The 21,509-nt window shown below is 67.3% G+C and carries 21 protein-coding genes; 11 read left to right on the top strand and 10 right to left on the bottom strand.

The window, feature by feature from the left end:
* Positions 1–49 precede the first annotated feature (49 nt).
* On the top strand, positions 50–493 hold the full coding sequence (locus ACFQPG_RS06710) for a DNA polymerase III subunit chi (RefSeq protein ID WP_380811248.1): 444 nt from the start codon (positions 50–52) through the stop codon (positions 491–493).
* 81 nt (positions 494–574) lie between these two features.
* On the top strand, positions 575–997 hold the full coding sequence (ndk, locus tag ACFQPG_RS06715; protein ID WP_380811250.1) for a nucleoside-diphosphate kinase: 423 nt from the start codon (positions 575–577) through the stop codon (positions 995–997).
* A 1-nt stretch (position 998) separates the two neighbouring features.
* Here the strand turns inward: ndk and ACFQPG_RS06720 are convergent, their stop codons facing one another.
* Complete coding sequence (locus ACFQPG_RS06720; RefSeq protein ID WP_380811252.1) at positions 999–1,442, bottom strand: DUF6265 family protein; 444 nt, start codon at positions 1,440–1,442, stop codon at positions 999–1,001.
* A gap of 230 nt (positions 1,443–1,672) precedes the next feature.
* Here ACFQPG_RS06720 and ACFQPG_RS06725 point away from each other — a divergent pair, with 230 nt between their 5' ends.
* Entirely contained in the window at positions 1,673–2,245 is a 573-nt protein-coding gene (locus ACFQPG_RS06725; protein ID WP_380811253.1) for an energy transducer TonB, read from the top strand.
* Positions 2,246–2,267: 22 nt separating this feature from the next.
* Here ACFQPG_RS06725 and ACFQPG_RS06730 read toward each other — a convergent pair whose 3' ends face one another.
* From ACFQPG_RS06730 to purM, 3 genes are all read right to left on the bottom strand, one after another.
* Positions 2,268–2,462, bottom strand: coding sequence for a hypothetical protein (locus ACFQPG_RS06730; RefSeq protein WP_380811255.1), 195 nt, complete (start codon positions 2,460–2,462; stop codon positions 2,268–2,270).
* A gap of 71 nt (positions 2,463–2,533) precedes the next feature.
* On the bottom strand, positions 2,534–3,541 hold the full coding sequence (purN, locus tag ACFQPG_RS06735) for a phosphoribosylglycinamide formyltransferase (RefSeq protein ID WP_380811256.1): 1,008 nt from the start codon (positions 3,539–3,541) through the stop codon (positions 2,534–2,536).
* Between the two features lie 80 nt (positions 3,542–3,621).
* The gene (gene purM, locus ACFQPG_RS06740) at positions 3,622–4,707 is read right to left on the bottom strand and encodes a phosphoribosylformylglycinamidine cyclo-ligase (RefSeq protein ID WP_380811257.1); all 1,086 of its coding nucleotides are present in this window, start codon (positions 4,705–4,707) and stop codon (positions 3,622–3,624) included.
* Between the two features lie 62 nt (positions 4,708–4,769).
* Between purM and ACFQPG_RS06745 the strand changes: the two genes are divergently transcribed.
* From ACFQPG_RS06745 to ACFQPG_RS06760, 4 genes are all read left to right on the top strand, one after another.
* Positions 4,770–6,035: a heavy-metal-associated domain-containing protein gene (locus ACFQPG_RS06745; protein WP_380811259.1), complete on the top strand. Its 1,266-nt coding sequence runs from the start codon at positions 4,770–4,772 to the stop codon at positions 6,033–6,035.
* Positions 6,032–6,667: a chromosomal replication initiator DnaA gene (locus tag ACFQPG_RS06750; protein WP_380811261.1), complete on the top strand. Its 636-nt coding sequence runs from the start codon at positions 6,032–6,034 to the stop codon at positions 6,665–6,667. Before ACFQPG_RS06745 ends, ACFQPG_RS06750 begins: the two co-directional genes overlap by 4 nt.
* Entirely contained in the window at positions 6,664–8,802 is a 2,139-nt protein-coding gene (locus tag ACFQPG_RS06755; RefSeq protein WP_380811262.1) for an RNA degradosome polyphosphate kinase, read from the top strand. The genes ACFQPG_RS06750 and ACFQPG_RS06755 overlap by 4 nt, the downstream gene beginning before the upstream one ends.
* A 152-nt stretch (positions 8,803–8,954) precedes the next feature.
* On the top strand, positions 8,955–10,418 hold the full coding sequence (locus tag ACFQPG_RS06760) for a Ppx/GppA family phosphatase (protein WP_380811264.1): 1,464 nt from the start codon (positions 8,955–8,957) through the stop codon (positions 10,416–10,418).
* On the opposite strand, the gene ACFQPG_RS06765 is transcribed toward ACFQPG_RS06760, so the two are convergent.
* On the bottom strand, positions 10,415–10,726 hold the full coding sequence (locus ACFQPG_RS06765) for an I78 family peptidase inhibitor (RefSeq protein WP_380811266.1): 312 nt from the start codon (positions 10,724–10,726) through the stop codon (positions 10,415–10,417). The genes ACFQPG_RS06760 and ACFQPG_RS06765 overlap by 4 nt on opposite strands.
* On the bottom strand, positions 10,723–11,901 hold the full coding sequence (gene rnd, locus ACFQPG_RS06770) for a ribonuclease D (RefSeq protein WP_380811268.1): 1,179 nt from the start codon (positions 11,899–11,901) through the stop codon (positions 10,723–10,725). Before rnd ends, ACFQPG_RS06765 begins: the two co-directional genes overlap by 4 nt.
* A 182-nt stretch (positions 11,902–12,083) precedes the next feature.
* Here rnd and aspS point away from each other — a divergent pair, with 182 nt between their 5' ends.
* Both aspS and ACFQPG_RS06780 read left to right on the top strand, forming a co-directional pair.
* Positions 12,084–13,874, top strand: a complete 1,791-nt coding sequence (gene aspS / locus ACFQPG_RS06775; RefSeq protein ID WP_380811270.1) for an aspartate--tRNA ligase — start codon at positions 12,084–12,086, stop codon at positions 13,872–13,874.
* A gap of 72 nt (positions 13,875–13,946) precedes the next feature.
* Positions 13,947–14,735, top strand: coding sequence for a polyphosphate kinase 2 family protein (locus tag ACFQPG_RS06780; protein ID WP_380811272.1), 789 nt, complete (start codon positions 13,947–13,949; stop codon positions 14,733–14,735).
* 65 nt (positions 14,736–14,800) lie between these two features.
* Here ACFQPG_RS06780 and greB read toward each other — a convergent pair whose 3' ends face one another.
* Positions 14,801–15,286: a transcription elongation factor GreB gene (gene greB, locus ACFQPG_RS06785; protein WP_380811274.1), complete on the bottom strand. Its 486-nt coding sequence runs from the start codon at positions 15,284–15,286 to the stop codon at positions 14,801–14,803.
* On the bottom strand, positions 15,283–17,256 hold the full coding sequence (locus tag ACFQPG_RS06790) for a lytic transglycosylase domain-containing protein (RefSeq protein WP_380811276.1): 1,974 nt from the start codon (positions 17,254–17,256) through the stop codon (positions 15,283–15,285). Before ACFQPG_RS06790 ends, greB begins: the two co-directional genes overlap by 4 nt.
* A gap of 98 nt (positions 17,257–17,354) precedes the next feature.
* On the opposite strand from ACFQPG_RS06790, the gene dapA reads away from it, so the two are divergent.
* Entirely contained in the window at positions 17,355–18,227 is an 873-nt protein-coding gene (gene dapA / locus ACFQPG_RS06795; protein ID WP_380811278.1) for a 4-hydroxy-tetrahydrodipicolinate synthase, read from the top strand.
* Here dapA and paaZ read toward each other — a convergent pair.
* Positions 18,224–20,248 carry a phenylacetic acid degradation bifunctional protein PaaZ gene (gene paaZ, locus ACFQPG_RS06800; RefSeq protein WP_380811280.1) on the bottom strand — a complete coding sequence of 675 codons (2,025 nt, stop codon included), beginning with the start codon at positions 20,246–20,248 and terminating at the stop codon, positions 18,224–18,226. The genes dapA and paaZ overlap by 4 nt on opposite strands.
* 142 nt (positions 20,249–20,390) lie before the next feature.
* Here paaZ and ACFQPG_RS06805 point away from each other — a divergent pair, with 142 nt between their 5' ends.
* A complete protein-coding gene (locus ACFQPG_RS06805; protein WP_380811282.1) occupies positions 20,391–20,897 on the top strand; it encodes a hypothetical protein in 507 nt (168 codons plus the stop codon).
* Here ACFQPG_RS06805 and ACFQPG_RS06810 read toward each other — a convergent pair.
* Positions 20,894–21,451 (bottom strand): D-Ala-D-Ala carboxypeptidase family metallohydrolase, encoded by a 558-nt coding sequence (locus ACFQPG_RS06810; RefSeq protein ID WP_380811284.1) that lies wholly within the window; start codon positions 21,449–21,451, stop codon positions 20,894–20,896. The genes ACFQPG_RS06805 and ACFQPG_RS06810 overlap by 4 nt on opposite strands.
* Between the last annotated feature and the right edge of the window lie 58 nt (positions 21,452–21,509).

Genomic DNA, 21,509 nt, shown 5'->3' on the forward strand with positions numbered 1-21,509 from the left:
CTCATGCTGAGGAGCCTCTGAGCCCGTCGAAGAGGCGTCTCGAAGCACCATGCGCGTCGACTTCTACCAGCTCGCCGGCTCCCCTGTCGAAAGCATCGCTGCGAGCCTTGCCGGCAAGCTGCTCGGCGACGGCGGGCGGCTGCTGATCGTCGCTGCGGACGAAGCGCAACTCGCCCGGCTGGACCGCCTGTTGTGGGATCAGGGGCCGACCAGCTTCCTGCCTCACGGGATTGCGGGCGGTCCGGACGATGCACGCCAGCCCATCCTGCTGTCGACCACGCCGGACGCGCCGAACCTGGCACGAAATATCCTGATCGCGGATGGTGAGTGGCGCGAAGCGGCGCTGGCGTTCGACCGGGCGTTCTACCTGTTCGATGCGGAGACGCTGCAGGGCGCCCGGCTGGCGTGGAAGCTGCTCGCCGGGCGCGAGGGTGTGGAGCGGCACTATTGGGCTCAGGAGGATGGCCGCTGGACGGAGAAGGCGTCCGGCTAAGCAGTCATCTTGCCCTTTGCGGGTGCCCCCGCTAGGGCCCGCGCCAATCCCACTACCACCCAAGCAGGAGATCGCCCGGTCATGGCCGCGACGCGCACCTTTTCGATCATCAAGCCCGATGCCACCCGCCGCAACCTGACCGGCGCCGTCACCAAGATGCTGGAGGAGGCCGGCCTGCGCGTCGTAGCGTCCAAGCGTATCCAGATGACCCGCGAGCAGGCCGAAGGTTTCTACGGAGTCCACCGCGAGCGGCCGTTCTTCAACGACCTCGTCAGCTTCATGATCTCCGGTCCCGTCGTGGTCCAGGTGCTGGAAGGCGAAAATGCAGTCCAGCGCAACCGCGACGTGATGGGCGCGACCAATCCGGAAAATGCCGAGCCCGGCACGATCCGCAAGGAATTGGCGGAGTCGATCGAAGCCAATTCGGTGCATGGCTCCGACAGCGACGAGAATGCGCAGATCGAGATCGATTTCTTCTTCAAGCCGGAAGAGATCGTCGGCTGAGCTATTTGGCGGTGGAGCTGCCCTCGCGACGGTAACTCCACCGCACCGGCTTGCTGCCATCGGCCAGCGAGATTTCCGCCTCCAATCCGTCCTTGGTGCGCGAGTAGCGGATGCGCTGGGGATAGTCGTGGGCGGGGTTCACGAACTCGATCGAGTTCGCCGTGACCTCGCGTGCCTCGAACTTGGTGGCCGCTGCGCCGCGGGGCGAGGCGAAGAAGGCGATCCGGCCGCTGGCATCCTGTGCGATGCGCGCCTGTTCCCAACTCTCGAGCTTCGCGCCTTTGCCCTCCCGCGCGGCGCCGAGCATCAGCCCCGCGCGGGGTTCCATCCAGCATTCCTGGCCCCAACTTTCAGTGGAGATGCGGTCCCAGCATCCGGCCATGAAGGAGGGCAGGCCGGCCGCGGCCGGCGCTTCCGCGAGCAGGAGGAGGGCTGGCAGCAGCATCGTTGGTCCCCTTCATTCGCGGTCCCGCCATAGCATTTTCCTCAGCTCGCCGCCCTATCGGAGCGTTACTTAGGTCCGCGGTGCGATGGAACTGCTGCCCGGCGGAATGGAATGGATGATGAAACGAGCTCGGCATGATGGCGGCCGAGCCCTGCTTTTCGACCAATGGCAGTTGGCGAGCAGGAGGGGCAGTGGCACACTCCTGCCTCCATTCCGCTGGAGTAGGTCCCATGATCACGACCTTGCTTTTGCTCGCCTCCGCCATCTCCTCCGATCCGGAGCCAGGCCAGTCCGTTCGATCGGCCAACGGCGAGTTCATCTTCCGCAACTATCCGGCACAGGCGCTGGCAGCCGGCGAGCAGGGGCAGGTGCAGTTTCGCGCGGAAGTTGATGAGAAAGGAAAGGTCATCGGCTGCAAGGTGACGGCAAGCAGCGGCTTCCGGCGCCTCGACCGCGAGACCTGCCAGCTGATCGCCGACCATGCGACGTTCGCGCGGGTCGTCGACGGCAGCGGCAAGGCGCGGGGCGCGTCGCACGAGGGCACGGTCAACTGGCGCATTCCCGGTGCGGCCCCGACCAGCGCGAAGATGGCGGCCTCAGGCGGCCGGAACATGGACGAGGTCGTCTGCCGGAAGCAGCTGGAGACCGGCTCCCTGGTCAAGAGCTCCCGCCGCTGCATGACCCGCCGCGAATGGTCTCGCTCTGCCGAGCGCAACCAGAACGAGTGGGGCGAGCTGCAGGGCATCAAGGGCAGCACCCGCGAGGATCAGCCGACCTTCCCGGGTGGAGCCTCACCGCCCTGATGCATCCGCTTTGCAGCCGCGCTTAGTCCTGCTTGCTGCCTTTCTTGCCGAACTCCTCCAGCTGCTCGGAGCCTTGTTCTTCCGGGCTTTGGTCGACGACCGATTTCTCGCCCTCCGCCGTGAACGACTTGCGCTGGCCGTCACCCGGATCGTCGCTCATTGCATTGTTCTGGTTCTGCGGCGTATCGCCGGTACCTTGGTGGCTGCTCTTGGACATGCCTCATCTCCTTGCCGTTGGTGCGTTCCCAAGGACAACGGAGCGGCGACCGGACGGTTTCACATGCGCGTCTAGAACTCGTCGGAAGCGCGTATCAGCCGGGTGAGCCGAGCGGGCGCACAGGCGCGCCAGCTTCGCTCCAGCCACTCGTTCACCTGGTCCCAATCCACGTCGGGGCGGTTGAGCTTGAGGCCGAGCCAGCCGCTGGCGCCATAATATTCGGGCCAGTAGTAGATGTCCGGCTGGGCCTCAATGAGGCCGGTCATCTCGTCGGCGCCGCTGGCCTTGACCAGCAGGCCCACCGCTTCCTCGCCATGGTGGCGGTCGGCGAGGATTGCGAAGAGCTTGGCGCCTTTCTCGCTTCCAACCGACCAGCCCGGGGAGCCGTGCGACGTCTTGCGGCGGACTTCGGGCAGGCCGCTGGCGAGCCGGTCGACGTGCTGCTCGATCCAGCCGGCATCCTGGTGACGCGAGACGAATTGGGCGAGCACGCGCGGGTAGAGCTGGTGTTCGGCGATGAGCACCCGGGCGGCGAGGGTTTCGGCCGTGTCGCCCGGCAGGACTGCGACCTCGACCTGTCCGAGCACCGGTCCGTCGTCCACTTCCGGGGTCACGAGGTGGACCGAGCAACCGGCATGGGCATCACCGGCTTCCAACGCGCGGCGGTGCGGTTCGAGGCCCTTGTACTTGGGGAGGAGGGAGGGATGGATGTTGAGCATCCGTTCGGTCCAGCGCCCGACGAATTCGGCTGAGAGAAGCCGCATGTAGCCCGCTAGCGCAACGTAATCGGCTGCGGCGGAGCGAATCTGCTCGTCGATCAGCGCATCGAACTCGGCGCGCTTCAGCCCCTTGTGCGGATGGGCAAAGGTGCGGATGCCCTCCGCTTCGGCGAGCTTGAGGCCGGGTGCCTCGGGATTGTTGGAGGCGACCAGCACGATCTCGAACGGCGCGTCGGGCAGACGCGAGGCGTAGAGCAGGGCGGCCATGTTGCTGCCGGTGCCGGAGATCAGGACGGCGACTTTAGCCCGTTCAGTCATGCCGCCATTTTCCGTTTGCTCCCAGCGCAGTCGAGAAGCCATGCCGAGCGAAGCCGAGGTTTGTTCTCGCCTACGCTCAAAAGCGGTTCTCGACTTCGCTCGAACCGAATGGGGACGTAAGATCACCCATGATGATGCGTGGCGCTCCACTCCTCGCGAGCGCTCCAGGTCTCTGCAGAACCGCGGACGGTGCAGCCGCGGGGGCCTTGCTCGATTCGGCCGATGCGCATCACACGCTCGCCGGCGCCCTGGAGGTTGGCGGTGACCTCGTCCACTTCCTTCTCACAGACGACGGCGACCATGCCGACCCCGCAGTTGAACGTGCGGGCGAGCTCCTCCGGCTCGATGCCGCCGCCGGCCTGGAGGAAGGCGAACAGACGCGGCAGTTCCCACGAGTCGGCGTCCACGGCCGCGTGGCAGCCCTCCGGCAACACCCGTGGGATGTTCTCCAGCAACCCGCCGCCGGTAATGTGCGCCAGGCCCATGATTCGGCCGGCCCGCACTTCGGGAAGCAGTGAGCCAACGTAGATCCGGGTCGGCTCGAGCAAGGCATCGCCGAGCAAAACGTCCGGGTCGTAGCGGGCGGGACGGTCGAGCTTCCAGCCATTGTCGGCGACGATCCGGCGGACCAGGCTGAAGCCGTTGGAATGCACCCCCGAACTCGCCAGCCCAAGGATCACGTCGCCGGGCTCGATCGAAGCGCCGGTCAGCGCCGCACCACGCTCGACCGCTCCGACGCAGAAGCCCGCGAGATCGTAGTCGCCCTCGGCATACATGCCCGGCATCTCCGCCGTCTCGCCGCCGATCAGCGCGCAACCGGCCTGGCGGCAGCCGTCGGCGATCGAGGCCACCACCTGTTCCGCGACAACATTGTCGAGCTTCCCGGTGGCGAAATAATCGAGGAAGAACAGAGGCTCGGCGCCCTGCACGATCAGGTCGTTGGCGCACATGGCGACCAGGTCGACGCCGACGCCGCCATGCTTGCCGGTGTCGATCGCCAGCTTGAGCTTGGTGCCTACCCCATCGTTGGCGGCGACCAGCATCGGGTCGGTGTAACCGGCGGCTTTCAGATCGAAGAAGCCGCCGAACCCGCCAAGCTCCGCATCCGCGCCCGGACGGCGGGTGGATTTCGCCAGCGGTCCGATCGCCTTCACCAGTGCGTTGCCGGCGGCGATGTTCACACCGGCCTGTTCGTACGTCAGCCCCATGAATGAGGGCCCTAGACCACAAGCCGCTTGGAAATCCACCGAAGTGTCGCCAGAAGGCGGCCATGCTGCCCTCCCGGACGGTCCGTCTTTCCGCTGCTGCCCTGCTGTTCACCGCCGTGCTCGGCGGTGGCCTGCTTGCGCAGCTCGAAGCGGGTGACCGCGGGATTCCGCCGCTCGACAGCTCGACCACGCTGGAGATCACCGGCATCAAGGTGGATGTCGCGGGCAAGGACGCCAACAGCGCGCGCTTCGCCGGCTGGCGCATCGCCCAGCGGGAAGGGTTCAGGCAATTATGGGCGCGGATGCACAAGCGTCCGGCCAGTGAGGCGCCGACCCTGCCCGATTCGACGCTCGACAGCCTGGTCAGCTCGATCATCGTCCAGAACGAGAAGATAGGGCCCAACCGCTACATTGCGACACTTGGCGTGCTGTTCGATCGGGCGCGCTCCGGCGAGCTGCTCGGCGTCGCGGGACAGGCCCGGCGGTCTGCGCCGCTGCTGCTCATCCCAGTGACGGTCAGCGGCGGAGCGATGACCAGCGTCGAATTGCGCAACGCCTGGCAAAAGGCGTGGGCCGAGTTTCGCACCTCCAACAGCCCGATCGATTATGTCCGGGTGTCCGGCATGGGCATCGACCCGCTGCTGATCAACGCGGCGCAGACCGCGCGGCCCGGTCGCGGCTGGTGGCGCAATATCATCGACCTGTATGGCGCCGCCGACGTATTGGTTGCCGAAGTGCAGCTGCGCCGGCTCTATCCGGGCGGGCCGACCGTCGGCACCTTTGTCGGTTATCACGGGCCGGACCGCCGCCCGGTCGGCACCTTCACCATCCGGGCGGAGAATAGCGGGCAGCTGGACGAGATGATGGCCGCGGGCGTGCAGCGGATGGATGCACTCTACGCTCGCGCGCTCGCCGCCGGCATGCTGCAGCCCGATCCAAGCCTGATCGTTCCCGAGGCGCCGCTTCCACCCGAGGAAGAGGAAGAGGATGAACGCCCCACGGCCACCCAGCCGACCTCGCGAGTGATCCAGATCGTGGTCACCAGTCCCTACTCGCCGGTCGGCTGGTTGCGCTCCATTCCCGGCGTGTCGTCGGTCCAGGAAATCGGATCGGCGGTGCTGGTCGTCAATTATCGCGGCAGCCCGGATCAGCTGCGGGCGGCCCTTTCCGCGCGCGGTTGGCAGTCGGACAGCGCGGGCGGAGTCTTCCGGATCACCGGCTACTCACCGCCGGCCGCGCCCCGGCCGCCGCCGCAACCCGTGGCGCCCCCGACCCCGGCACCTCAGCCGGCACCAGCCCCTGCGCAGCCCCCCGGCGAGGGTGAATGATGCAGTCCCGGGCGGACCAGATCGCGCTCCCGCTCGACTGGCCCCAAGGTAGCGACGACAGCCGCTTCATCCTCGGCGACGCCAACCGGGACGCCTTCGAGCACCTGCGGCGCTGGCACACCTGGCCGGTGAAGGCGACCCTGCTGACCGGGCCGCGGCGATCCGGCCGCTCGCTGCTCGCCCGCAGCTTCGTCCAGCGGGTCGGCGGCAGGCTGTTCGACGATGCCCAGCGGCATGACGAGGAAGCGTTGTTCCATGCGTGGAACCAGGCGCAGGACAGCGGGCGGCCGTTGGTGCTGGTGGTCGACGACGTTCCGCCGGCATGGACCCCGGCGCTGCCCGACCTGCGCACCCGGCTGGCGGTGACTCCGGTGACGCGGATCGAGCAGCCGGATGATGCCCTGTTCGGCTTGATCATCCAGCGGCTGTTCGCCGACCGCGGCCTGCATCTTCCTGACGAGGCGCTGCGTTATGCCGTACAAAGGGTAACCCGGGATTACTGGACGGCGGAGCGGCTGGTCGATGCGATCGACCGCCACGCCATCGCCAGCAATGCGCGCCTGACCCTTCCGACGGTGAAGCGAGCCTTGCTTGCCGCCGGGCTGATCGAAGGTGGAGGAGACGAGGGTTGAACGCGCCTGCCGAGATCAAGTCCGTTCCGGACAAGGCCCGGTCCCGCATGTTCAACCGCGAGCTGTCCTGGCTCGCCTTCAACCGAAGGGTGCTGGAGGAAGCCGCCAACCCGGCCCATCCGCTGCTGGAACGGCTTCGGTTCCTCTCCATCTCCGGCACCAACCTCGACGAATTCTTCATCGTTCGCGTCGCCGGGCTGAAGGGCCAGCAATTGGAAGGGGTGGAAGAGCGCAGCAACGATGGGCTGACGCCGACCAGGCAACTGGCCGACATCAGCCGCGCCGCCGACGCGCTGGTGGCTGAGCAGCAGGCGATCTGGCTCCAGCTGGGCCAGGAACTCGCCGCAGCCGGGATCGAGGTCGTCGCCCCGGAGGAATTGCAGGACGAGGAGCGCGAATGGCTGCGCGACTGGTTCCGCGAGCAGATTCTGCCGGTCCTCACCCCGCAGGCGATCGATCCGTCCCATCCGTTCCCGTTCATCCCCAACGGCGGGTTCAGCCTGATCTTCTCCATGGTCGACACGGCGGACGGGGAGCCGGTCAACGAAGTGCTGATGATCCCCGCCTCCATGCCGCGGTTCATCCGTGTGCCGGGCGAGAGGGGACGGTTCGTCACCAACGATTCAGTGATCGAAGCGCATCTCGACCTGCTGTTCCCCGGCTTCGAGCTGCGCGGCGCCGGCGCTTGCCGGGTTCTGCGCGACAGCGACATCGAGATTGAAGAGGATGCCGAGGACCTGGTCCGTCACTTCCGTTCGGCGCTGAAGCAGCGGCGGCGCGGGCGGGTCATCCGGCTTGAGTTCAGCGCCCGCACTCCGCAGGCGCTGGAGTCGCTGGTGCGCGCCGGGCTCGACGCGGAACATGCGATCATCGCCGAAAGCGCCGGCTTCATCGGCATCGCGGATCTCGGCCAGCTGGTCGACGAGGACCGGCCCGACCTCAAGTTCCCGCCCTACAGCCCGCGCTTTCCCGAACGCATCGCCGAACATGGCGGCGATTGTTTCGCGGCGATCCGCGCCAAGGACATCCTGGTCCACCATCCGTACGAGAGCTTCGAGGTCGTGGTGGCCTTCCTCAGGCAGGCTGCGAACGATCCGGATGTGATCGCGATCAAGCAGACGCTGTACCGGGCGGGCAAGCAGTCGGCGATCATCGATGCCCTGGTCGCAGCGGCGGAAGTGGGCAAGTCCGTCACTGCGGTGGTCGAACTGAAGGCCCGCTTCGACGAGGAGCAGAACCTGTTGTGGGCGTCCCGTCTCGAGCGCGCGGGGGTGCAGGTCGTCTACGGCTTCATCGAGTGGAAGACCCACGCCAAGGTGTCGATGGTGGTGCGGCGGGAAGGCGGCATGTTCCGCACCTACTGCCACTTCGGCACCGGCAATTATCACCCGACGACGGCGCGCATCTATACCGACCTCAGCTTCTTCACCGCCTCGAAGCGCGCCGCGCGCGATGCCGGCAAGCTGTTCAACTTCATTTCGGGCTACGTCCCGCCCAAGGGGCTGGAGCTCATCTCCATGTCGCCGCGCGGGCTTCGCGAGAAGCTTTCCAGCCTGATCGACGCGGAGATCGCCAACGCCGGCGCCGGCAAGCCTGCGGCGATCTGGGCCAAGATGAACAGCCTGGTCGATCCGGCAATCATTGAGAAGCTGTACGAAGCGAGCGAAGCGGGGGTGAAGATCGAACTGGTGATCCGCGGAGTTTGCTGCCTCCGGCCCGGCGTCCCTGGCATGTCCACTAACATTCGGGTGAAATCAATCATCGGCCGCTTCCTGGAGCACAGCCGGATCTGGGCCTTCGCCAACGGCGCTCGCCTGCCGCACCGCAAGGCGAAGGTGTTCATCTCATCCGCCGACTGGATGCCGCGCAATCTCGATCGGCGGGTGGAGTTCATGCTGCCGATCGAGAACCCGACGGTCCACACCCAGGTGCTCGATCAGGTGATGGTCGCCAATCTGATCGACAATCAGCAGAGCTGGGTACTGGACAGCGAAGGGCGGTACACCCGTCTGAAGGCGGGCAGGAAGAGCTTCAACCTGCACCATTATTTCATGACCAACCCGTCGCTGTCCGGTCGTGGCCAGGCGCTTGCCGGCAAGGCGGTGCCGAAGCTGCGGCTGGATCAGGGGGGATAGGTGATGCAGACTCCCGTTCCCGTCTTGGCTGAGCTTGCCGAAGGCCTGCCCTTCTTGGCTGAGGGCCGAAGAAAAGCAGCCCCCTTCGGCCGTCCGCCTGCGGTGGCCGCTCAGGACAGGCTTCGACCAGCTCAGGGCAGCGGAGTGTTCAAGTGAAGCATCGCCCGTTCGGTCCGGTGGGGATCATCGACATCGGCTCCAACTCCGTACGCTTTGTCGCGTTCGGTGGATCGGAGCGGGTGCCCAGCCTCCTGTTCAACGAAAAGGTCATGGCGGGGCTGGGGCGCGGTATCGCGGAGGACGGCCTGCTCGACGACGAGGCCATGGAGCACGCCGTCGAGGCGCTCGGCCGCTTCCGGCTGCTGGCCAAGGAAATGAAGCTCAAGAAGCTTCATGTGGTCGCCACCGCCGCGGTACGCGACGCGGCCAACGCTGACGACTTCGTGGATCGGTCGCGCAAGGTTGGCATCGATCCGGTGGTGATCAGCGGTGAGGAAGAAGCGCGGCTGTCCGCGCTGGGCGTGATCTCGGCTATCCCCGCCGCGAGCGGGATCGCTGCCGACCTGGGCGGCGGAAGCCTCGAGCTGATTCCCGTCGAGGATGGCCGGGCCGGGCAAGGCGTATCGCTGCCGCTCGGGATCCTGCGGGTCGGGGACAAACCGACCGCGCGGGCGCTGGCCAGGCAGATCGGCGAGGTGCTGGCGGGGACCGAGCTGCTGGACTCGGCACGCGGGCGTTCGCTCTATCTGGTGGGCGGCAGCTTCCGTGCCTTTGCGCAGCTGGACCTCCACCTTTCGGACAATCCGCTGCCGATCGTCCATCAGCATTGCTTCTCGCGAGCCCGGGTCGGCGAGCTGCGCGATGTCATTCGCGCGACACCGCTCGCCGGGTTGCGGGAGCGGACCGGCCTGCAGTCGGTTCGCGCGTCCAGCCTGCCGGCAACCGGCGCGATCCTGGAGGCGCTCGGCCGGGTGCTTCGGCCGGACCGCTTCACAATCTCCGCTTTCGGCTTGCGCGAGGGTATCCTGTTCGATGACCTGTCGGCCGAGGTTCGCGGGCAGGACCCCTTGCTGGCCGCAGCGCTGGAGGTGGGCGAGCGTCTCGGACGGTTCGGCGATCATGGCGCGCTGCTCGACCGCTGGATCGGGCCGCTGTTTGGCGACGATACCCCCACCGACGCCCGCATCCGGCTGGCCGCCTGCCTGCTCGCGGACGTGGCGTGGAATGCCCATCCTGACTTCCGGGCCGAATGGGCGATCGACACGGGCGTCCATGGCAACTGGGTCGGGATCGATGGCCACGGCCGGGCTCTGCTCGGGCGGGCACTGAGCAGTGCGTTCGGCGGCGACGGCGCCTACGACGACAAGATCGGCGGGATCGTCGACGCGCGCGAATTGGAGCATGCGGATCATTGGGGGCGGGCGATCCGCCTGGCGCAGCGAATCAGCGGCGGAACCGCGTCACTGCTCGATCGGAGCACCGTCCGCCAACAGGACGGTGAGCTAATCCTGACCCTGAAAGGACGCGACCGCGCCTTGTATTCGGACGCGGTCGCGAAGCGGCACCGCCAGCTGGCAAGCGCGCTCGACCTCCGGGCCGTGCTCGACCTGCTCTAGCCGCAGCGAGCGGAGAGGACTTTGCCCGAGGCGTCCAGCCGGACACGGACGCGGTCGGCACGGAACTCCATCGTCACCATCTCGTCCGGGTTGATCCACTGCACCAGCTTCGCGCCGGACACCCGCCTGATCTCCGCGCCGAGCTCTTCGCTCCGCTGGCGTCCGGTGAACTGATCGAGCGCATCGTTGCGGCACTGGCCGTCGCCGGCAATCTGCGGTTCCATGTCGCCAGCCGTGGCCGGCGCCGGCACCGTCGCGCAAGCGCAAAGCGACAGTGCGAGGGCTGCGGGCACAAGGAAACGGATCATGCGGCATTCTCCAGTGTTCGGGTCATCTTGAGCCGGCCATTCTCGGTTGCAAAGGCAAGGCGCCCCTCGACGAGGTCGAGCGCGTCGCGGCCGAACTGCTCGAAGCGCCAGCCGCTGAGGATATTGAGGCCTTGGCGCGCGCCGGCTGCCAGCGCCTCCAGTTCGTCGGAGCGGGCGATCAGCTTGGCCGCGACGCCGGTTTCCTTGGCGCGAATCTTGAGCAGCAGCTTGAGGAGGTCGCTGACCAGCGCTGCATCCTTGGTCAGGCCCGGCCGGCGCGGCTCGCGGTCCGGCAGCTCCTCGGGGGTCAGCGGCTGGGCGGCGGAAAGCGCTGCCATCAGACGCGCGCCTATTTCGTTGGTCCTCCACCCCGCCGAGAGCCCGCGCACCCGGCCGAGATCGTCCTGCGTTTTGGGCGGGTGGCCGACGAGCTCGCCCAGCGTGTCGTCTTTGACGATCCGGCCCCGCGGCAGATTCTTGCCCCGCGCCTCGACCTCGCGCCAGGCGGCGAGCGCTTTCAGGCGCCCGAGCACGGCGGGATTGCGGCTCGGCAGCTTGAGGCGCTTCCACGCGTCCTCCGGCGGAAAGGCGAAGGAGGACGGATCGGCGAGCCGCTCCATCTCCTCGTCCAGCCATTCGCCGCGGCACTTGTGGCGGAGTTTCTCGACCATGCGCGGGAAGATCGTGGCGAGGTGGGTCACGTCGCCGATGGCATAGTCGATCTGGCGCTTGTCGAGCGGTCGGCGGCTCCAGTCGGTGAAGCGCGCGCCCTTGTCGAGCGTGTGGCCGAGCATCGATTCGATCAGGCTCGAGTAACCGACCTGCTCGCCGAACCCCAACGCCATCGCGGCGATCTGCGTGTCGAACAGGGGGTGGGGCACCTTGCCGGTCATGTTGTGGACGATCTCAAGATCCTGCCCGCCCGCGTGAAACACCTTGAGCACGTCCTCATTGTTCACCAGCAGGTCCCAGAGCGGCTGCAGGTCCAATCCGTCCGCCTTGGGATCGATTGCCGCCGCCTCGTCCGGGCTGGCGATCTGCAGCAGGCAGAGGTCCGGCCAGTAGGTGTTCTCCCGCATGAATTCGGTGTCGACGGCGACGAAGGGATGGCGGGCGAGCCGCTCGACCAGGGCGCGAAGGGTGGCGCTGTCGGTGATCAGGGGATGAATCTGCATGTCGGCTGCGCTGTAGCGGCGGCAGCGCGCCTTGACAAAGCGGAAGGGGAAGGGGAAGCGCCCGGCCGTAATTACCTCCTTCGTCACCCTCCGCGGAGGCGGGGGTCCCGCTTCTGCTCCCTGGGGCCACCGAGCGGGATTCCCGCGTGCGCGGGAATGACGGGCAAACGAGAGCCAAGTCGATGCACGCCTACCGAACCCACACCTGCGCCGATCTGCGAGCCGCCGACGTCGGCCAGACGGTCCGCCTGTCCGGCTGGATCCACCGCAAGCGGGACCACGGCGGCGTGCTGTTTGTCGACCTTCGCGATCACTACGGGCTGACGCAGATCGTCGCCGACAGCGACAGCCCGGCGCTGCCGATCCTCGACCGCCTCCGGGTGGAGTCCGTCGTCACCATCGACGGCGTGGTCAAGCAGCGGGCGGAGGGCACCGCCAATCCCAACCTCGCCACGGGTGAGATCGAGCTGTTCGCCAAGGGCGTGACCGTCCAGTCGCAGGCGGCCGAGCTGCCGATGCCGGTGGCGGGCGAGGCGGAATATCCCGAGGATATCCGCCTCAAGTATCGTTATCTCGATCTGCGCCGCGAGCAGCCGCACCGCAACATCATGCTGCGCTCGTCGGTGATCGCCTCCATCCGCCGCCGGATGATCGAGCAGGGCTTCTTCGAGTTCCAGACCCCGATCCTGACGGCTAGCAGTCCCGAAGGCGCGCGCGACTATCTGGTGCCGAGCCGGGTCCATCCGGGCAAGTTCTACGCGCTCCCGCAGGCGCCGCAGATGTTCAAGCAATTGATCATGGTCGCGGGCTTCGACCGCTATTTCCAGATCGCGCCCTGCTTCCGCGACGAGGACGCGCGCGCCGACCGTTCGCCAGGCGAATTCTACCAGCTCGACTTCGAAATGAGCTTCGTCACGCAGGACGACGTGTTCAACGCAATCGAGCCGGTGCTCGCCGGCCTGTTCCGCGAGTTCGCCGACGGGCGCCAGGTCACCGAGGGCGCGTTCCCGCGCATTCCCTACCGTGAGGCGATGCTGAAATATGGCTCGGACAAGCCGGACCTGCGCAATCCGCTGATCATCGGGGACGTTGGCGGGCACTTTACCGGTTCGGGCTTCGGGCTGTTCGCGAAGATCGTCGATGGCGGCGGCGTGGTCCGTGCGATCCCCGCCCCGAACACCGCCGACAAGAGCCGCAAGTTCTTCGACGACATGAACGAATGGGCCCGCGGCGAGGGCTTCGCAGGCCTCGGCTACGCGACCCGCAAGGGAGGCGAGTGGGGCGGACCGATTGCCAAGAACCACGGTACCGAAGGCATGGACAAGCTTGCCGCCGAGCTGGGCCTTGGTCCCGACGACGGCATCTTTTTCGCCGCCGGCAAGGAAGCCGAAGCGGCCAAGCTCGCCGGCGCGGCGCGGACCCGGGTGGGGCAGAGCCTCGGCCTGATCGACGAGAACCGTTTCGACTTCTGCTGGATCGTCGATTTCCCGATGTTCGAATATAACGAAGAGCAGAAGAAGATCGACTTCAGCCACAATCCCTTCTCAATGCCGCAGGGCGAGATGGAGGCGCTTGAGACCAAGGACCCGCTGGACATCCTGGCGTGGCAGTACGACATCGTTTGCAACGGGGTGGAGCTGAGCTCCGGTGCGATCCGTAACCACCGGCCGGACATCATGTACAAGGCGTTCGAGATCGCCGGCTATTCGCAGGAGGAAGTCGACACCAACTTCTCCGGCATGATCAACGCCTTCAAGTTCGGCGCTCCGCCGCACGGCGGGTCGGCACCGGGAATCGACCGGATCGTCATGCTGCTCGCCGGCGAGCCGAACATCCGCGAGGTGGTGCTGTTCCCGATGAACCAGAAGGCCGAGGACCTGATGATGAACGCGCCGGCGCCGGTCGCGCTCAAGCAGCTTCGCGAGCTGTCGATCCGGGTCGTTGGCGAGCATGCGGCCCAGCCGATCGGCTGAGCGTACCGGAACGGGACAGGCCGGCCGAAAAACCGAACGGGGCCAGTCCCATCGATTGCCGGTCCGGGGTGGATGCGATACCTCCGCCGCGTGCCGATCGATTTAAGGCGATTTGAACGGGCCGCACCGTTCAGCGGAGACTATGCCGCGGCGCTTGCCGCGGTGCAGGAGCGGCTGTCCTCGCTGCAGACTGCACAGATCGTCCACGGGCGCAGGGCGATTGTCCTGTTCGAGGGATGGGAAGGCGCCGGCAAGAAGGGCACGCTGAAGCGGCTCGCCGCGGCTTGGGATCCTTGTCACGTTGCCACCGAATGCGTCGGCCCGCCGCGCGACGGCGAGCGCGAACAGCATTGGCTTGCCCGTTTCTGGACCGCGCTGCCGCGTTCCGGGCGGACGTCCATCTTCTATCATGGCTGGCACCGGGAGGTGGTCCGGCAGATCGTGGCTGGCCGCGCCGACACCAAGTCGGTTGCCCGCGCCTGCGACGAGATCAACGAGTTCGAAAACCAGCAGCACGAGCATGAGACATTGATCGTGAAGCTGTTCTTCCACGTGTCGCACGAGGTCCAGGCGGAGCGGCTCCAGCGGCGCGAAGCCGATCCCTGGCGGCGCTGGCTGGTGGACGGCGACGAACTCCGCAGCCCGGCCGAGCGCGCGTCGCTGCAAGCCGCGTGGGAGCGTATCTTCGCCCAGACCGATACACGCTGGGCGCCATGGACGGTGATCGACGCCTCCGACAAGCAGGCGGCGCGGCTGGCCGCGCTGGATGCGATTGCAGGAGCGTACGCGAAAGCCGTATCGGCAGAGCCGCCCGCGAATGGGGGTAAAGTGGTCAGTCTGGCGTCATTGCGAGAAGCGTAGCGGCGCGGCAATCCAGCTTTCGGCTAGGAGAGACCCGGATTGCTTCGCTGCGCTCGCAATGACGATTATTCGGGATAGCTGAGCCCCACCACCTCGTACGACTTCTCGCCGGCCGGCAGGCGCACGACCCGCTCGTCGCCGACGCGCGCGCCGATCAGCGCTCGGGCAAGCGGTGCGCTCCAGCCGATGCGGCCGGAGGCAGCGTCCGCTTCGTCATCGCCGACGATGGTCAGCGTCCTCCGCTCGTCCTCTTCGTCCGCCAGTTCGACAGTGGCACCGAAGCGGACCTGGTCGCGGGCGGGTTGCCGTGCCGGGTCGACGACCTTGGCCGCCTTCATGACCTTCGAAAGATAGCCGAGCCGGCGGTCGATCTCCCTCAGCCGCTTGCGCCCGTAGATGTAGTCGCCATTTTCCGAGCGGTCGCCGTTGCCCGCCGCCCAGGAAATTACCTCGACGAGCTTCGGCCGCTCGATGCCGAACAGCTGCTCATACTCGGCGCGAAGCCGGGCGAAGCCTTCGGCGGTGATGAACCGCGGCCGCGGTTCGCTCATCCCAGGCGCGACTTGCCCAGGAAGTGACTGAGCTGGCGCGGCTGCGCCGTGGGGCGCGGGTTCAGCCGATCGTAGACCACGCTGTTTTCCAGCACGCGCTGCACGTAGCCGCGGGTTTCCGAGAACGGGATGTCCTCGATCCACGCGACGATATCGCCGCCAGCGGCCCGCGGATCGCCATTCTGGCGGATCCACTTGCGGACGTTACCAGCCCCCGCGTTGTAGCTCGCCACTGCCAGCGGATAGCTGCCGTTCCACGTCGTCAGCAGCCGCTGGAAGTAAGCGCTTCCCAGCATGACGTTATAGGCCGGGTCGCTGGTGAGCCGGCCGTAGTCGTAGCCATACCCCATCTTGCCCGCCTGCTCCTGCGCCGTTCCCGGCATCAGCTGCATCATGCCCCGAGCGCCGACGGGGCTTGTCGCCGTCCGGTCGAACGAGCTTTCCTGACGAGTGATGCCGTGCGCGATGCTCCACAAGCCATAGTCGCTTAGCCCCGCTGCGATGGTCGGGAAAGCCGGGCGGTAATAAAAGGCATCGCCGTCATTGCGGGCGGAGCGGGCGGTCCACACCGCGAGGTCCTGCCGGCCGATCTGGGTGCCGAGTTCGCTCGCGAACCAGCGGTCGGCGGGGTTGTTGAGCGATTCGCTCAGCGCGCGGATGAACAGCGCCTGCTCGTCGCGCCGGCCTTGCTGCCCGAGCAGCACGGTGGCGCGGGCCAGACGCTTCTGACGAAAGGCCTGCCGCTGCAATTCGGTCAGAACCACCGCCGGAGCGGCGGCCGGGGCCGGCACGGCGCGTCCAAGCCGCTCCATCGCCAACTGTCCGTAGAACAGCTCCGGATAGGCCGCGGCGCGGCTGAAGTAAGCGGTCGCCTCGGCGAAGCGCCCGGCCTGGCTGGCGGCCCTGCCGGCCCAGTAAGCGCCCTTGCTGACCACCTGCAGCGAGCGTCCGCCACGCGAGTAGCGGTCGAACATCACGACCGCATTCGCGGGCTGCCGCAACGCACGCAGGGCGACGGTACCCGCCAGCCAGGTCAGCGAGGTGTAATCGTCACGAACACCATAGGATTGCAGGGCGAGGTCGGCGCCGGCCGGAAGCGCGTCGTCCACCTGGCGCGCGATGTTGTAGGCAAGGCCGTACTGACCGGACGCCTGTGCTTCCCGCGCGGTGGTCAGCAGCAGCTCGAACCACTTCTCCGCATCGACGGGCCGGTAGGCAAAGGCGTGGGGGCGGGCGAGGAGCTGGCGCGCCGCGGCGTCCCAACCGGCCGCCTTGAGATAGCGTGCACGGTCGATCATCAGGCCGGCGTCCGTCGTGACCTGGCCAACCACCGCATTGTAGCGCGCTTCCACGTCCGGCGAGCGCTGCAGCATGGCGATGCGCGCCTCGAACGCGGCGCGGCGGCCGGGGCTGGCCGAGACCAGCATCCGGTAGGCGTTGCTGGCGTGACGCTCCAGCAGCAGCCGATCGATCCGGCGATCGTGGTCGGCCGCAGTGAAGCTGCTCCCGAACCGCTGGTAGAGCGCATATTCGTCCGTCGGCGAAAGGCCCGGCGCACCCCAAGCGCTTTTGGCTGCCTGGAGGGCTTCCGCCGGCCGACCCGAGGCGCTGAGCGACTCGGCGAGCCGTGCGAACCCGGTCGCCGTGGTCGGCTGCTCGGTGCGGAAGAAATACAGAACGGTGGCGGGGTCCTCGCCCGGCCGCATCGCTCGTTCGGCATTGCGGCGCATCGCGCTTTCGCCCGGCCAATCGGGATTGGCGTTGATGAACCGGGCATAGTCGGCAAACGCATAGCCGCTCGCCGCCTTCAGCCGCCGCCAGTCGGCCAGCGCCCAGTTCACATCCGCGGCGGACGAGAGGGTGGGGGCAGGAGCAACCGGCGCCGGACGGTAACCGGGGGCGTGATACTGGCTGGACGCGATCGCGGCCGAGCCAAGGACCAGCGGAAGAAGATAAGCTACTCGTCTCATGCTGGACATGGTCGCTCGCCGGTCCTTATCAGGGTCTGAACAGCCACCAACCTACACCACGCCGGCACGAATGGAATCCGGCGTCAGGGGACGCAGCGATGTTTTCCGGTTCAATCCCCGCACTTGTGACACCGTTCACCGCAGGCCAGGTCGACGAGGCGGCGTTTCGCGACCTGGTCGAATGGCAGGTCGCCGAGGGCTCCAGCGGCCTGGTGCCGTGTGGGACAACCGGCGAAGTGGCTACGCTCAATGCGGAGGAGCATGCCCGCGTGGTCGGCCTGTGCGTCGAGCAGGCACGCGGCCGGGTGCCGGTGATCGCCGGCTGCGGCAGCTATTCGACCGCGGCTTCGATGCGGATGATGAAGGTGGCGAAGGAGGCTGGGGCCGATGCGGCGCTGGTGGTCGTGCCCTATTACAACAAGCCGAGCCAGGCGGGGATTGCGGCCCACTTTCGCGCCCTGGCCGAAGCGTCCGACCTGCCGATCATCGTCTACAACGTGCCGAGCCGGACGGTGGCCGACATCAGCGTCGAGACGCTGGCCGAAGTGGCGAAGCTGCCGAGCGTCGTCGGGATCAAGGATGCCACGGGCAACCTCGCCCGGGTGACGGCGCAGCGGCTCGCCTGCGGAGTGGGTTTCTGTCAGCTCTCCGGCAATGACGACATGGCGCTCGGCTTCAACGCCATGGGCGGTGTCGGGTGCATCTCCGTCACCGCCAACGTCGCTCCGCGATTGTGTGCCGAATTCCACCAGGCGACGCTGGAGCGCGACTGGGACAAGGCGCTGGAGTTGCAGGACCGGCTCTATCCGCTCCACGCGGCGCTGTTCAGCGATGCCTCGCCCGGACCCGCAAAGTACGCTCTGGGCAAGGTGCGGCCCCGCTTCCCGCAGGATTTAAGGCTGCCGCTGACTGAAGCGAGCGAAGCGTCCCGTCGCGTGGTGGATGCCGCGCTCGCTCACGCGGAGCTTTAAGGCACGTTCTCCGTCAGCAGGTCGTAGGTCGCGACCAATTCATCGTTCTGGTTGAAGATCTCCACCGCCCACCGGACCACGCCCGTGTCCTCGCTTTTTAGCGACTTGGAGCGGACCGTCAGTTCGACTCGCATCGAATCGCTCGGATAGAGCGGCGTCAGGAAGCGGAGGTTCTCCAGGCCGGTATTGGCGAGCACCGGGCCGGGATCGGGATCGACGAACAGGCCCGCGGCAAAGCTCAGGATCAGATAGCCGTGGGCGACGCGGCCTTCGAAGATTGGCGAGGCCTTGGCCGCTTCGTCGTCCATGTGGGCGTAGAAGGTGTCGCCGGTGAAATGGGCGAAATGCTCGATGTCCTCGAGGCTGACGGTGCGGCTGGCGGTCTTCAGCGTGTCGCCGACCTCCAGTTCCGACATGCGGCGGCGGAACGGGTGGGCGTCGATGACGTGCTTGGGCCCGCCGGGGATGTACTGCTCGGTGATTGCGGCGATCATCGCGGGCGAGGACTGTATGGCGGTGCGCTGCATGTAATGCTTCACCCCGCGGATGCCGCCCATCTCCTCGCCGCCCCCGGCGCGGCCGGGACCGCCGTGGGTGAGCACGGGTAGGGGCGAGCCGTGCCCGGTCGAATCCTTGTGGTTGTCGCGGTCGATCACCAGCATCCGCCCGTGGAACGCTGCCGCGCCGAGCACGAAGTCACGCGCCGCCTCGGGTGAGTGGCTGAACAGCGACAGCGCCAGGCTACCCCGTCCCCGATTGGCGAGGCGGACCGCATCGTCGAGGTCGACATACGGCATGATGGTCGAGACCGGCCCGAACGGCTCGACGTCGTGCGCCGCGTCGCAGGTCCAAGGATCGTCGGTGCGGAGCAGCACCGGCTGAAGGAACGATCCGCCCGCCGGGCCGACTGAAGCTTCGGGATCGCCGGCAACGATCCGCGCGCCAGCAGCGGCAATCTCGGCGATGCGAGCCTTGACGTCGTCCCGCTGGGCACGGTTGACCAGCGCGCCCATCCGGCTGCCCTCGTCACGGGGGTCGCCGACCGTCGTTTTCGCCAGCCGGTCGCGTATCGCCGCCTCGACCGCGTCGAGGTGCTGCACTGGAGCAAGGGCGCGGCGGATGGCGGTGCATTTCTGGCCAGCCTTGACCGTCATCTCGGTGACGACCTCCCGCACGAACAGGTCGAACTCGGGCGTGCCCGGCGCCGCGTCCGGACCGAGGACCGAAGCGTTGAGGCTGTCCCGCTCGGCGATGAAGCGGACCGATTCGCGCGCGATCACAGGATGCGACTGGAGCTTCATCGCCGTGTGCGCCGAGCCGGTGAAGCTGACCACGTCCTGCAGCGACAGATGATCGAACAGGTCACCGACGCCGCCGACGATCAGCTGCACCGCACCTGGGGGAAGCACCCCGGCCTCGATCATCACACGGAACGCCGCTTCAGTCAGCCAGGCGGTGGCGCTGGCCGGCTTGACGATCGCGGGGACCCCGGCGAGCAGGGTTGGGGCGAGCTTCTCGAGCATGCCCCAGACCGGGAAGTTGAACGCGTTGATGTGGACCGCGACGCCCTGCAGCGAGGTGAAGACGTGCTGGCCGACGAAGGTACCGCTCTTGCTGAGCGGTTCCAGCGCGCCGTCGAGCAGGACATGCGCGTCGGGCAGTTCGCGGCGACCCTTGGACGAGAAGGAAAGCAGCGTACCGGCGCCGCCCTCGATGTCGATCCAGCCGTCCTTGCGGGTGCAGCCGGTGGCGTAGTTCAGCTCGTACAGCTCTTCCTTGCGGGCAAGAATGGCGAGGCCGAGCGCCTTGATCATCCGGGCGCGCTCGTGGAACGTCATCTTGCGCAGCGCGGGGCCGCCGACCTCCCGGGCGAACTGCGCCATTCCGGCGAAATCGAGCCCGCCAGACCCGGTCAGCGCCACCGGTGAGCCATCGATCGCGGACGGCAACTCCGCCAGGCTGCCGGCCTCTCCAGGAATCCATTGGTCGCGAGCGTAATTGAGAAGCTGGGGAGTTTTCATCGCATCGTCCTAGCCCGGATTGGCGGGAAAGAAAGGCCGAACCGCGCCCCGGTGATCCGCTCCGAAACGGTGGGAACTGCAACGCCTCCACAGGCATGACCCTGACACGCCGCACGCAAGGCTTCGTGAGGCAGGCGCAGAGATGACGGGACGGTTCAAGGCGCGCGAGGACCGGCGCAAGGTCCTGATCAAGGCGCGCATGCGGGAGGGATCACGCTGGTCCGACGTGTGCGTACTCAACATGTCGTCCCGTGGACTTGGCCTGCAGGCGGCGGATCCGCCGGTTCCGGGGAGCTATATCGAGGTCCGGCGCGGGGCCCACGTGGTGATCGCTCGCGTAGCCTGGGCGCGATCGCACCGCTTCGGGGTCGCGACCCAGGATCTGGTCCCGATTGATACGGTCGCGGAGGATGCTCCGGGGCAAGCGCGCAAGCCGACGCGGCTTCCCGTCGAGCGGCGCTCCGTTCCACGCCTCGCGGTTGCGCACGAGCAGAGCCGATGGAGGGCGCGGGCGATGGAGTTCGCCTGTCTGGTCGTGGGGGGTGGAGTCGCGGCGGTGCTGGCGTTCGGGTGGGTGGAGACCGTGCTCGCCGAGCCGTTGGCCCGGGTGGACAGCGTGCTCGCGTCCGGAAGCGCCGGGGCGCTTTAGCGCGACGCTCCGGAGGCGCCGGACACGACCCGGAAGGTCAGGGCGACCGGCTCGGCCGCGCGGCTGAGCTGGGGCGGGTAGACGAAGGCAGGCGATGCGCCGCCGCCGGATGCAAATGCGAAGTGGCTGTGATCGCCTTCATCCAGCGACTCGATCAGCCGGTAGCCGGACGCCCGGAATGCCGCCGCGATCTGGGCGTGAGTGACACCAGGACGACGAGCGATGTCGACAGCACGGCCCGAGAGGTGCCAGCTGTTGCGGACGCCCCCTACCGCGCGATTGTGCGCCGGAGTGCGCAAGGTGCTGGTCACCCGGCCGTAGCGGGCGCCGAGGCCCGCCACTCCGGAAAGTGAGAAGCGGCCGTTGCTCGTTCGGAGGGAAGATGGACCGGCGGCGGACGGACCGACGGACAAGGCGGTGGAAGGGGGCGGCGCTCCGAGAACGGCCGCTCTCGCAGGGGGCGGTGCTCCGACATAGCGGACGCCGAAGTCGGTGTTCGCGGAAGCGGCCGACGCGCTCACCAGCACGGCAACGCCGATCGATAGTCTCTGCATGACAGGGTCCCCCCGAGTCTGGCGGGGACCATAACGCATTAACCACGATCACGAAAGC

It is taken from the genome of Sphingomonas sp. GCM10030256, assembly GCF_042666415.1.
Lineage (GTDB): Bacteria > Pseudomonadota > Alphaproteobacteria > Sphingomonadales > Sphingomonadaceae > Sphingomicrobium.

Excerpts from the sequence above, each read along its gene's own strand:
- ACFQPG_RS06730 (WP_380811255.1), bottom strand. The coding sequence starts at position 2,462 with ATGTCCAAGAGCAGCCACCAAGGTACCGGCGATACGCCGCAGAACCAG.
- purN (WP_380811256.1), bottom strand. The coding sequence starts at position 3,541 with ATGGCTTCTCGACTGCGCTGGGAGCAAACGGAAAATGGCGGCATGACT.
- ACFQPG_RS06750 (WP_380811261.1), top strand. The coding sequence starts at position 6,032 with ATGATGCAGTCCCGGGCGGACCAGATCGCGCTCCCGCTCGACTGGCCC.
- ACFQPG_RS06725 (WP_380811253.1), top strand. The coding sequence starts at position 1,673 with ATGATCACGACCTTGCTTTTGCTCGCCTCCGCCATCTCCTCCGATCCG.
- ACFQPG_RS06780 (WP_380811272.1), top strand. The coding sequence starts at position 13,947 with ATGCGATACCTCCGCCGCGTGCCGATCGATTTAAGGCGATTTGAACGG.
- ndk (WP_380811250.1), top strand. The coding sequence starts at position 575 with ATGGCCGCGACGCGCACCTTTTCGATCATCAAGCCCGATGCCACCCGC.
- dapA (WP_380811278.1), top strand. The coding sequence starts at position 17,355 with ATGTTTTCCGGTTCAATCCCCGCACTTGTGACACCGTTCACCGCAGGC.
- rnd (WP_380811268.1), bottom strand. The coding sequence starts at position 11,901 with ATGCAGATTCATCCCCTGATCACCGACAGCGCCACCCTTCGCGCCCTG.
- ACFQPG_RS06720 (WP_380811252.1), bottom strand. The coding sequence starts at position 1,442 with ATGCTGCTGCCAGCCCTCCTCCTGCTCGCGGAAGCGCCGGCCGCGGCC.
- aspS (WP_380811270.1), top strand. The coding sequence starts at position 12,084 with ATGCACGCCTACCGAACCCACACCTGCGCCGATCTGCGAGCCGCCGAC.
- greB (WP_380811274.1), bottom strand. The coding sequence starts at position 15,286 with ATGAGCGAACCGCGGCCGCGGTTCATCACCGCCGAAGGCTTCGCCCGG.
- ACFQPG_RS06790 (WP_380811276.1), bottom strand. The coding sequence starts at position 17,256 with ATGAGACGAGTAGCTTATCTTCTTCCGCTGGTCCTTGGCTCGGCCGCG.
- ACFQPG_RS06810 (WP_380811284.1), bottom strand. The coding sequence starts at position 21,451 with ATGCAGAGACTATCGATCGGCGTTGCCGTGCTGGTGAGCGCGTCGGCC.
- purM (WP_380811257.1), bottom strand. The coding sequence starts at position 4,707 with ATGGGGCTGACGTACGAACAGGCCGGTGTGAACATCGCCGCCGGCAAC.
- ACFQPG_RS06805 (WP_380811282.1), top strand. The coding sequence starts at position 20,391 with ATGACGGGACGGTTCAAGGCGCGCGAGGACCGGCGCAAGGTCCTGATC.
- paaZ (WP_380811280.1), bottom strand. The coding sequence starts at position 20,248 with ATGAAAACTCCCCAGCTTCTCAATTACGCTCGCGACCAATGGATTCCT.
- ACFQPG_RS06765 (WP_380811266.1), bottom strand. The coding sequence starts at position 10,726 with ATGATCCGTTTCCTTGTGCCCGCAGCCCTCGCACTGTCGCTTTGCGCT.
- ACFQPG_RS06710 (WP_380811248.1), top strand. The coding sequence starts at position 50 with ATGCGCGTCGACTTCTACCAGCTCGCCGGCTCCCCTGTCGAAAGCATC.
- ACFQPG_RS06745 (WP_380811259.1), top strand. The coding sequence starts at position 4,770 with ATGCTGCCCTCCCGGACGGTCCGTCTTTCCGCTGCTGCCCTGCTGTTC.